Below are 11418 nucleotides of genomic sequence, written 5' to 3'. Positions count from 1 at the left end.
GAACCATTATGTGATGCAGGAGGGGAAAATGAGGATACCCCGGCTTATCAAACAATTCGTGATCAGAGCCGGCGCCATGTTCGTAGTGAAGTTGATTGGACTCGTCGGCCGGGTGATCCTTACAAGAATCATTGGCGCAGAAGGAATAGGACTGTATCAAATTTCCTATTCCTTTTACGGATTTATCTTGATGCTTACCAGCGGATTTCCAACGACACTTGCTATTGCAACAGCTAAAGCACCTAAACAGGGTTGGGGATTTTTAAAAATAGTATCGCTATGTCTTATTCTTTCCTGTGGCCTTCTTAGTCTTGGGGTTTTCTGGAATTCATCAGATGTTGCCGGGTTTCTGAGTAATCCTGGACTGGAATATGGGATTCGCAGTCTTTCCTTATCTTTATTTGCAGTACCTCTGCTGGGGTTGGTACGAGGGTACCTGCAAGGGCTGAAGCAATTTGGGATAATCGCATTCTCGGAGATTGTTGAGCAGTCGTTCAGATTTGTTTTTATGCTGTTGCTTGTTGGTCAGTTCTTGTCACTCGGTGTAGAGCGGGCAATTGGATATGGATTATACGGCACTTTCATGGGCGCATTTATCTCATTTAGTATGTTGACTATTTTCATTTCACTTAATAAAGAAACTATATCTTCATACAGGAGCAGAGATTCATTTATAACACTCTCTTGGTTTGTGAGAACTTCGTTGGCAATCTCCGCTACCCGTCTGTTTATTCCGCTTTCAGAATTTGTTGATGCTCTTCTTGTTCCCAATCGTCTCGTTGCAGCAGGCTACAGTGCTTCTGAAGCAACCGCTATATACGGAGTTATTTATGGAATGGCCGTCATTGTAGTTTATGCGCCTACACTGTTTACCGGAGCATTGAGTCATATCTTAACGAGTCACATTGTTGCTGAGTGGCAAAAGGGAGACAAAAGAAAGTTCATTAGCATCTGTAATACTGCCTTATACACATGCTGGTTATGGGGAGGAGTAACCGGTTTGTTTTTATTTGTATATGCAGATGAACTGTCTTTTTACATTTTTAATACGGACAGCGCAAGTCATGTGATTAGAGCCTTAGCCCCTATCCCTCTGATCGTTGGTTTTCGTGAGATTTCCACCAGTATTTTATGGGCTCAGGATAATAGGAAAGATCCCTTCTTTGGACTTCTTTCCGGAATCGCATGTTCAATAATCATCCAATATTTTTTAGTGGCTATCCCCGGGTTTGGTTATAAGGGGGCTGCTATTGCAATAATTGTACTTGAATTGGTTGCGTCTATATGGAATATGAAAGTTTTACGCAACAAGGAGGTTGCCTTTAAAGGAATAGTGAAACCCTTACTATATGATTTTACATTCGGAATCTGTATTTTGTTGGGAATGATAAATTTATTCCAAGGCTCCGAATATATCATGAATTTGTGGCGATTTATAACTATAACTATGTTATATTTTATGACCTCGGGAATTTATATTTATTTACGGTGCATACGAAAAATATTATAACAGCCAGCCATACATACAGAACTGACTTCCAAGGTTCAAACTATAAGAATGAAGCAGGCAGCACATTTAAGAAACGGTTAAGAATCAAATAAAGATTGTTAAGAATTGATTGAGTAAACTAGAAAGGGTATAGGATACCGATCCAGTCAAAGGAGGGAGTTACCAGATGACATCATAGTTGAAACCTACGGACAAACTATTTAGACCCTTTTGCTTATGGAGTGCTAACCAATTCTATGATTAGGAGATTTATGATGAAAAAAATCCTCGGGCTGGCCCTTGCCACCTTGCTTATACTGCCTTCAACAGCACTGGCGAAAGCTGAACCCGTTCAGCGCTCAGACGCAAAGTTGGAACAGGCAGATGTAAAGGAATTCACCAATCAGTTTTTTAAACAGAAAGAAATTCAAGAACAGCTTGTAGGAGCTGCAGTTGTTGTGGTTAAAGATGGCAAGGTATTGCTTAACCAAGGTTATGGTTACGCTGATGTTGCCGCCAAGAAACCTTTCGATGCAGATAAGACCGTATTTCGTCTGGCTTCCGTCTCCAAGCTGCTTACCTCTGTGGGGATCATGCAGTTAGCGGAGGCAGGCAAGGTTGATTTGAATAAGGATATACAGGGCTATTTGCCTCATCTGCAAATTCCGAATCCAACAGGGTCCCCGCTTACTCTTAAGCATTTGATGACTCATACTTCGGGTTTTGATTTAGGGGGCTCCCTTGAGCCTGGTAAAGCCTACAGCTTGGAGGATTTTGTAAAAGCAACAGTACCTACTGTTATCCGTAAACCTGGTGAAGCCTACAGATATAACAATTATGGATTTTCTCTGCTGGGCTACATTATCGAACAGGTGAGCGGCTCAACCTTTGAAGAATATATGAAAAAGGGCTTGTTCGAACCCTTAGGTATGGATAACAGTAATGTGCTGTTCAACAGTGAGGTAAAGAAGGCCATTGCTACCCCTTATGACATTACACTGAAACCTCTAGCACAGCTCCCCAATATCCCTGACAGCGGTCCGGAAGGACACATGTTCTCAACTGGCAGTGACATGGCGAAATTCCTTCAGGCGATGGTTAACTATGGACAACAGGGTTCTAAACGCATCTTAACGAAAGATTCAGTCTTGGAGATGGAGAAGAACAGTGTGACTATTCATCCTGATATGCCGGGGAGCGGTTATGGCCTGGAGACTATTTATCCGTCGTCTTACAATGGATACACTGTCGTTGAGAAGGGTGGCGATTTACCGGGATTTCATAGCAATCTATGGTTGCTGCCTGAAGAGAATACGGGAATATTCATTGTGCTTAACAGTGATAAAGGCAACCTCCGGGCCCCATTCTTTGAGCAGTTTATGAACCGCTATTTCCCTGACAAAGGGATAAGTCCTGTGATCAAAACGCCGAAGCCTACGCAAGAGCAACTGCATCCGTTCGAAGGGTTATATCGGGATTTGAGTATGCCTGGCTGGACCTACGATATTAAGGCCGGTGAGGGAACTCTGCTGGTGTCAGATCCTTTGGGAGAGCATGTCTTACGCCAGTCTAAGGATCTGCTGTTCTATGATGAGGAGGGATTACCTGCCGGCTTCCAAGCGGATAAAGACGGTAACATGGAATACTTCTCCTACAACAAAGCGGGGAGCTGGTCTGAGAAGCTTCCTGAGCCTGCAAAATATTCTGATGTTCCAGAGGATCACCCTTACGCAAAATATATTTATGAGCTCGTTCAATTGGGTGTGATTCAGCAGGATCAGGATACATTTAAGCCGGAAGAACCTATGACAAGGGGCAAATTTATTGCCCGGTTGTTCAAGTTTACAGATTTCCCGCTTTCTACAAGGCCTAGCCAGTTTAGCGATACTAAGGGTCATCCGTATGAGGCAGTTATTCAGACTGCAGTTGAAAGCGGAGTCGTATCGGGATTTTCGGATGGAAGCTTCCGCCCGGATGAGCTTGTGACCCGAGAGCAGGCAGCAACTATGATATGGAGGCTGGTGAAGCAAAATTTAATGGTTGAACCTGTAAAGGCTGAGTTAAGCGAGGATGTCAGCCCTTGGGCATCTGAAGGTGTACAATTCGTAGTGGGCCTTCATATTTATGGTCCTGATGTTGCAGTAACAAATGGAACAGTACAATATCGGCCGAAGGATATACTGTTAAATCAAGAATCTGCTGTGCTGATAGGATTGATTATTCAGAATTTGTTCTAGTGTAAAAGCGATGCTGAAATACAAACAAGACCCGCAGAAGGGATGGATGCCCCATCCCTCTGCGGGTCTTTAATTTTTGGAGGATCACAACTGGAGCACCCCCTCCTACACCCTAAATACTACCATGAAATGCTGTTGGCTGCGTTTTTAAGAAACAGTTAAGAATCAAATAAAGATTGTTAAGAATTGATTGAGTAAACTAGAAAGGGTATAGGATACCGATCCAGTCAAAGGAGGGAGTTACCAGATGACATCATAGTTGAAACCTACGGACAAACTATTTAGACCCTTTTGCTTATGGAGTACTAACCAATTCTATGATTAGGAGATTTATGATGAAAAAAATCCTCGGGCTGGCCCTTGCCACCTTACTTATACTGCCTTCAACAGCACTGGCGAAAGCTGAACCCGTTCAGCGCTCAGACGCAAAGTTGGAACAGGCAGATGTAAAGGAATTTACCAATCAGTTTTTTAAACAGAAAGAAATTCAAGAACAGCTTGTAGGAGCTGCAGTTGTTGTGGTTAAAGATGGCAAGGTATTGCTTAATCAAGGTTACGGTTACGCTGATGTTGCCGCCAAGAAACCTTTCGATGCAGATAAGACCGTATTTCGTCTGGCTTCCGTCTCCAAGCTGCTTACCTCTGTAGGTATCATGCAGTTGGCTGAGGCAGGCAAGGTTGATTTGAATAAGGATATACAGGGCTATTTGCCTCATCTGCAAATTCCTAATAAAACAGGGTCCCCGCTTACTCTTAAGCATTTGATGACCAATACTTCGGGTTTTGATTTAGGCGGGTCCGCTGATCCTGCTAAAGCCTACAGCTTGGAGGAATATGTAAAAGCAACAGTACCCACTGTTACCCGTAAACCTGGTGAAGCCTACAGATATAACAATTATGGATTTTCTCTGCTGGGCTACATTATCGAACAGACGAGTGGCTCAACCTTTGAAGAATATATGAAAAAGGGCTTGTTCGAACCCTTAGGTATGGATAACAGTAATGTGCTGTTCAACAGTGAGGTGAAGAAGGCCATTGCTACCCCTTATGATATAACACTGAAGCCTGCAGCACAGATTCCCAATATCCCTGATAGCGGTCCGGAAGGAGGCATGTTCTCAACAGGCAGTGACATGGCGAAATTCCTTCAGGCGATGGTTAACTATGGACAACAGGGTTCTAAACGCATCTTAACGAAAGACTCAGTCTTGGAGATGGAGAAGAACAGTGTGACTATTCATCCTGATATTCCGGGGAGCGGTTATGGCCTGGAGACTATTTATCCGTCGTCTTACAATGGATACACTGTCGTTGAGAAGGGTGGCGATTTACCGGGATTTCATAGCAATCTATGGTTGCTGCCTGAAGAGAAAACGGGAATATTCATTGTGTTTAACAGTGATAAAGGCAACCTCCGGGCCCCATTCTTTGAGCAGTTTATGAACCGCTATTTCCCTGGCAAAGGGATAAGTCCTGTGATCAAAACGCCGAAGCCTACGCAAGAGCAACTGCATCCATTCGAAGGGTTATATCGGGATTTGCGTATGCCTGGCTGGACCTACAATATTAAGGCCGGTGACGGAACTCTGATGGTGTCTGATCCCCGGGGAGAGCATGTCTTACGCCAGTCAAAGGATATGCTGTTCTATGATGAGGAGGGAGTGCCTGCCGGCTTCAAAGCGGATAAAGACGGGAACATGGAATACTTCTCTTACAACAAGGAGGGGAGCTGGTCTGAGAAGCTTCCTGAGCCTGCGAAATATTCTGATGTTCCAGAGGATCATCCTTATGCAAAATACATTTATGAACTCGTTCAATTGGGTGTGATTCAGCAGGATCAGGATACATTTAAGCCGGAAGAACCCCTGGCAAGGGGCAAATTTATTGCCCAGTTGTTCAAGTTTACAGATTTCCCGCTTTCTTCAACTCCTAGCCAGTTTAGCGATACTAAGGGTCATCCGTATGAGGCAGTTATTCAGACTGCAGTTGAAAGCGGAGTCGTATCGGGATTTTCGGATGGAAGCTTCCGCCCGGATGAGCCTGTGACCCGGGAGCAGGCAGCAACTATAATATGGAGGCTGGTGAAGCAAAATTTAATGGTTGAACCTGTAAAGGCTGAGCTAAGCGAGGATGTCAGCCCTTGGGCATCTGAAGGTGTACAATTCGTAGTGGGCCTTCATCTGTATGGTCCTGATGTTGCAACGACTAATGGAACAGTACAATATCGGCCGAAGGATATGCTGTTAAATCAAGAATCTGCTGTGCTGATGGGATTGCTTTTTCAAAATTTGTTCTAATGTAAAAGCGATGCTGAAATACAAACAAGACCCGCAGAAGGGATGGATGCCCCATCCCTCTGCGGGTCTTTAATTTTAGGAGGAGCTTGACCTTGCAGTATACTTCAACCTTTATAATGGAATCAGTGATGAAGAAAAGTATTAAGTTGAGCTACAGCAAAAAGGAGCTATGTACTATGAATAGCAACATCCTTCCTGACAAAGATAAGCTATGGTATTGGCAAGAAGAGCTGAATAGAGTCGGTCCGCGATTTACTGGAAATAAGGCACATAGAAAGCTGATTGATTTTTTCGAACAAGAATTAACGGACATGGGACTGAAAGTCAACCGGGACAAGCATGTATTCACAAAATGGGAAGCAAAGCAATGGAGTCTGTCTGTGCAGGCGGAACATGGCGTCATAGAGGAATATCCCGTTACGTCCTACTACCCCTATTCAGGAACAACCACAGAGGATGGCGTTGTGGGTGAACTGATCTATTGTGGTTCAGGACCCGGAAATTTCAAACAGGCGGCTGGAAAAATCGCGATTGTGGAAGTAACCGTTTCTAAACTTCCCTCTTCGGTAGCACTTAGAAAAAGAACCTCGTTTCCTAAAAGCGCAAAGCTTCCTTTCGGACTAAGAAATTCTGTTGTTAGTTCGTTAATGAAAGGTCCGGATTTAGTAGAGGCACAACAAGCTGGAGTGTTAGGCGTGATATGTGTGTGGAAAAAGATATCCGCAGAAAACGTTAGGGGGCAATACCTTCCATTCACAACTGCACTTAAAGACTGTCCGGCTCTATGGGTAGACGGGAACACAGGAGATCAATTGAAGCAGCTAGCCTTCCGGCATGCTAAAGCACGTTTAGTGCTGCATGCTGAAATCGAGGAAAATGCAGATAGCGATACGCTTTATGCCATTCTTCCGGGAACGAATAGAAGCGAAAATATCCTGATCAATACCCATACAGACGGACCGAATGCCTGTGAGGAAAACGGAGGGGTTGGCCTGCTGGCGATGGCAGAGTATTTCTCAAAGCTTCCATTGGAACAGCGTCAAAGGGACTTAGTGTTTGTGTTCGTTACAGGCCACTTCCAAATTCCGCAATTCGGCATACAGGGTCAAGCCACTACACGCTGGCTGCAAGATCATCCTGAACTTTGGGACGGAGAAGGAGGCCATCAGAAGGCGGTGGCAGGTCTTACACTGGAGCACTTGGGATGCAGGGAATGGAAAGATAATCAGGAGAATAGCCAATACAGCGACACCGGAAATCTTGAAACTGAACTTGTGTATACAGCAAATGAGATGATGAATACAATTTATTTGGATTCGCTTAAGGGAAGAACGAAAGTGAGAAGTATAACGTTGAAACCGATAAACAATATACATTTCGGCGAAGGGCAACCGTTATTTGACGCCGGGATACCGAATATCTCACTTGTTCCAGCGCCTGACTATTTATGTGCAACAGGACCCAACGGATATTTAGACAAACTGGACATTGATTTTATGGATGAGCAGATAGGGTCATTTATTAAAATGACAACCGTAATTGACCGTACCCCGGTAGAAGTATTAGGTCAACCAGAACCCTATGCCAAAGGTCTGCTGGGTTTCTTGGTAAAAGATGCAAACGAAAAGCAATAAGCGGAAAGCAAGACTTTTGAAACAGACGGAGAAAGATAAAGCAATAAAACAGCGGCATTTTGGGCGTGTTTTTCTGTCTGGACTGCCGCTGTTTAGATCTGCGGGATACTTATATATCAGCATATCTGAATGTTCTTAATGCCAATAAAAAGGTGGCAATCCCCACCAGTGACAATAGCCCCATACTTATAAAGTAGCCGGACCACTCCAAGGCCAGAGAATTGCGTAATCCGTTGATAAACCATTGAAAAGGGTTAATCCGGTTGAGCATCTGCACCCAGCCCGGGGCATTATCCAAGGAGTAAAATGCGCTGCTGCAAAGCAATAGCGGAATAGTAATCATATTCGTTAGGATACTTACATTGCTCTCCGTCCGGCTCAGGCTGGCCGCAAAAAAGCTCAGGAAAACATAGCCAATCGTAGCGATAATTATCACCGGTATCAATGCAACAATAGAACGTACTGCAATATTCAGCTCAAAAACAAAAATACCTGATATCAATACGAGGATTGCACACACAAGAGAAGTCAGTGTCCATGCACCTGAAATACTGCATATATATTTCCAGAGAGACATAGGGGTTACACGCAGCAGATTGTATACACCTCTTCGGCGCTGTGTCAGGACCGCGAAGGATGTGGTCATGAACGAATAGAACAAAATGCTGACAGCCATCATGCCGGTTAGTATGCGCTCAGGGTAATCCGGAGATTGTATAAACATTCCCAAGCCAATGGTTCCGCCTATCGGTAACACAATCGACCAAAATAATAAAAATGGATCACGGGTTGCTGATTTAAGCGTAAGTTTGAAGATAGTTTTCATTGTATTTTCCTCCCAATCTAAGCATTATCGGTCAACTGAAGATATAGATCTTCCAGTTTTTCTTCATGATATTGCTGCAACAAGTCTTCCGGTTGTCCCTCAGCAATGATTTGTCCGTTGTCCATCAAAATCAAGCGGTCAGCGATACGGGATACTTCCTCCATATCATGAGAGGAGAACAGCACAGTCACTTTGTTCCCGGCAAGCCGCTCAATCATTCTTCTAATCTCTTGACGTGCCCGGGGGTCAAGCCCAGCCGCTGGTTCATCAAGAACAATTAAATCGGGATTGTGTATCGCAGTGACTGCAATGGCAAGCCGCTTTTGCTGTCCGCCGGACAAACGGGCGGCGGGTGTTTTTCCTGCATCTGCTAAGTTGCATTCCTCCAGCTTGTTTCGTATTTGCGCCTTGCTTAGCTTCACATGATAAAGTGCCGCAAAAAGTGCAAGATTCTCTTCAGCTGTGTATCCTTCAAAAAATGGAGTCGATTGGAGCTGCACACCTATATGCGCACGGTAATCGTCCCTCCAGCGTGTGATGTCGCCGGAATCCGGCTGCAAAATCCCCAACAGCATCGCCAAGGTGGTTGATTTTCCGGCTCCGTTTGTGCCAATCAGAGCAAGAACTTCTCCTTGCCTGATTTCCAGGTCAATTCCCTTTACTACCTCACGGTTACGGAATTGCTTGTGGATACCTTTGGCTTCAATGAGGTTCATTCTTTCCACTCTCCTTTACTTCACATTGTTTATTCATCGTTGAGTATAGGGGCATTTTTTTCTCCCTCAGTTATGAGGGAGAGTGTTTATTCCTGCGTATCCAAAAGCGCCAGCGCCTTTTCAACAAAATCCTGCTGCTGCCGGATAATGGCGAACATATTATCCATGATCAACATGACCATTGGAGGGATGTTATGCTGCATGGCTGCATCTTTGGCTTCAAAACCTTGCTTCACAGCGTCGTATTCGTCCTGTAGAGTGCTGCGCTGCTGTTCTAATGCTCTTCGGCATTCCTCCGGCGACAGTTTTTCATAAAAGGATAAACCGGAATACATCTTCGAAGGGTATAGCACAGAAGAAGCTTTTAGCGCATCGCTGATCAGCTCCTGCAGATACTGTTTTCCGGATTCAGTAATGGTGTAAATCGCCTTTTGGCGATGCCCGGTCTGTTCAATGCTTGTGACCGCAACATAACCCTCCAGCTCCATTTTTTTCAGTGCATGATAAATAGAACCGATCAGCACCCCACCCCAGCGTTCCGCATCTGTCATCTGCAGCCCCTGCTGTACATCATAACCTGACATAGGCTGAACATTCAGCATTCCAAGTACAAGTAATCGTGTCAATCGTTTTCCACCTCCATTACTCAACGTTGAATATTGTATAATGACTATTTGACTCTGTCAAGTTGATATGTAATCCGGTTATACAAGCATGACGGATATTATGTGAAAATGGCCGTCGCCTGGGCAGTTTCAATGTGCTATATCAAACTGCCCGAGGCAACGATGGCCTACTTGGAAAAGAATTCATTGGATGACTTCACCGAAACGGATGATCTCCTCAAAATGAGATAGCGTTTTCTAACCCTTTCATCCCTGATTACGAGTCGTAGATTCTATCGTCATCATCATTCTGTTCTTCGAGAGTCCGTATCTCAATCAGTTTCATGGCGGTGAAAGCCCTGACTCCATGCCGATCTCCCCGAATCATTGTAAATATCTCACCTGTGCGGGCCGCAGCAACCGATCCGTTCAGAACGACTTCTCCATGACCGGACACTATCATCCAGCTCTTGCTGGAATGAAGACAGGGCATTTCAGGCAGGGCATGATCCGGCAGCAGGGACAATTTAATTGTAAGCACAAGCCCCGAACCGCTGGTTGCCTCGTCCAGCACGGTAAAGCTCCCCCATTCAGTTTCCCCATACCTCGGTGCAGCGGAAACGTCTTGGAGGATTTCTTTAATGGCATTTGCTTCTGCTTTGCCGGCAATCAGAATGCCCTCGGGACTTCCTACGGCAACTATGCCGGGTACGCCAATCACATGCAGCGGAATGTTCAATTCATTGACAATATGGGTATGACCCGACTCTCCCCAAATGCCCCCTGCACCAATTACATGATGATTCAGCTGGGCAGTCAGTGTTTCCCAGCTTCCCAGATCACGCCACTCGCCTTCATGCGGCAGCACGACGGCTTTGCTGCTGCGCTCAGCCACTTCCTTGTCAAAGCTGCGGACCGGGAATCCGGGGTACGCGTCTGTAAATGCGGCGAGGTCAATAGGCAGCCCCATTTGTTCCAGATGCGACAGCATAAAGCGCAGTGAAAAAGCAAAAACTCCACAGTTCCATAACGCATGTTCCTGTAACAGTTCACGGGCTCTAGAGATGACCGGCTTTTCTTCAAAAGAAATGACGGGCGAATAGGCGGAAGTCTTCCCCTTTCCCGGGACAATGTAGCCGTACTGGTCCGAGGGATGGGTGGGCCTTGTCCCAAGCAGAACAAGGTCTGCCTGTGAAGCGGCCAATGTATCCGTGAACTGATGAAATAAACGGAAGAACGCATCATCCGCAAACATATCCGCCGGAGCCACGCAGAGGGTATCTTCGGGTTTAGCTTTTCCGGTGGAGTGCAAGTAGAGTGCCCCAAGCGCGGCGGCGGTGAAAGTACCGCGCTTATAAGGCTCCCCGATTACCGGGTATCCATTTCCGGTATACCGCCGGGTCAGAGCCATTTGATCCTTATGCGTCACGAACAACGCCGATTCACCCAGTCCGCAGTGATTGAGCTGGCGGCATACCCGTCCAAGCATGGACTCTGTGCCTCCGCCCGGTGCGGGAAGCAGCTCTAGAAACATTTTGGAACGGATCCGTCCGGACAGCGGCCACAGCCGCTGTCCGGAACCGCCGCATAAAAGAATGGTATGCACGGCTGTCT

General features: G+C 45.5%; 8 protein-coding genes. 4 read left to right on the top strand and 4 right to left on the bottom strand.

Going from position 1 to position 11418, the window contains the following annotated elements:
* Window positions 1–28: 28 nt before the first annotated feature.
* The 4 genes from H70357_RS24945 (at window position 29) to H70357_RS24930 (ending at window position 7657) form a co-directional block, all read left to right on the top strand.
* Entirely contained in the window at window positions 29–1510 is a 1482-nt protein-coding gene (locus tag H70357_RS24945; protein WP_038595202.1) for an oligosaccharide flippase family protein, read from the top strand.
* A gap of 251 nt (window positions 1511–1761) precedes the next feature.
* Window positions 1762–3726 carry a serine hydrolase domain-containing protein gene (locus H70357_RS24940; protein WP_038595199.1) on the top strand — a complete coding sequence of 655 codons (1965 nt, stop codon included), beginning with the start codon at window positions 1762–1764 and terminating at the stop codon, window positions 3724–3726.
* 332 nt (window positions 3727–4058) lie between these two features.
* A complete protein-coding gene (locus H70357_RS24935) occupies window positions 4059–6023 on the top strand; it encodes a serine hydrolase domain-containing protein (RefSeq protein ID WP_038595196.1) in 1965 nt (654 codons plus the stop codon).
* A 176-nt stretch (window positions 6024–6199) separates the two neighbouring features.
* A complete protein-coding gene (locus tag H70357_RS24930; protein ID WP_156130940.1) occupies window positions 6200–7657 on the top strand; it encodes a zinc-binding metallopeptidase family protein in 1458 nt (485 codons plus the stop codon).
* 109 nt (window positions 7658–7766) lie between these two features.
* On the opposite strand, the gene H70357_RS24925 is transcribed toward H70357_RS24930, so the two are convergent.
* The 4 genes from H70357_RS24925 to H70357_RS24910 form a co-directional block, all read right to left on the bottom strand.
* Complete coding sequence (locus tag H70357_RS24925) at window positions 7767–8483, bottom strand: ABC transporter permease (protein ID WP_038595194.1); 717 nt, start codon at window positions 8481–8483, stop codon at window positions 7767–7769.
* Window positions 8484–8500: 17 nt separating this feature from the next.
* Entirely contained in the window at window positions 8501–9199 is a 699-nt protein-coding gene (locus H70357_RS24920; RefSeq protein WP_038595193.1) for an ABC transporter ATP-binding protein, read from the bottom strand.
* Between the two features lie 86 nt (window positions 9200–9285).
* The gene (locus tag H70357_RS24915; protein WP_038595191.1) at window positions 9286–9825 is read right to left on the bottom strand and encodes a PadR family transcriptional regulator; all 540 of its coding nucleotides are present in this window, start codon (window positions 9823–9825) and stop codon (window positions 9286–9288) included.
* A gap of 256 nt (window positions 9826–10081) precedes the next feature.
* Window positions 10082–11410 (bottom strand): sugar phosphate nucleotidyltransferase, encoded by a 1329-nt coding sequence (locus H70357_RS24910; protein WP_052092237.1) that lies wholly within the window; start codon window positions 11408–11410, stop codon window positions 10082–10084.
* Between the last annotated feature and the right edge of the window lie 8 nt (window positions 11411–11418).

It is taken from the genome of Paenibacillus sp. FSL H7-0357 (assembly GCF_000758525.1).
In the GTDB taxonomy this organism is placed as follows: domain Bacteria; phylum Bacillota; class Bacilli; order Paenibacillales; family Paenibacillaceae; genus Paenibacillus_AQ.
The sequence above is the reverse complement of the archived record's forward strand: the minus strand, read 5'-3'. Positions and strand labels throughout refer to the sequence as shown.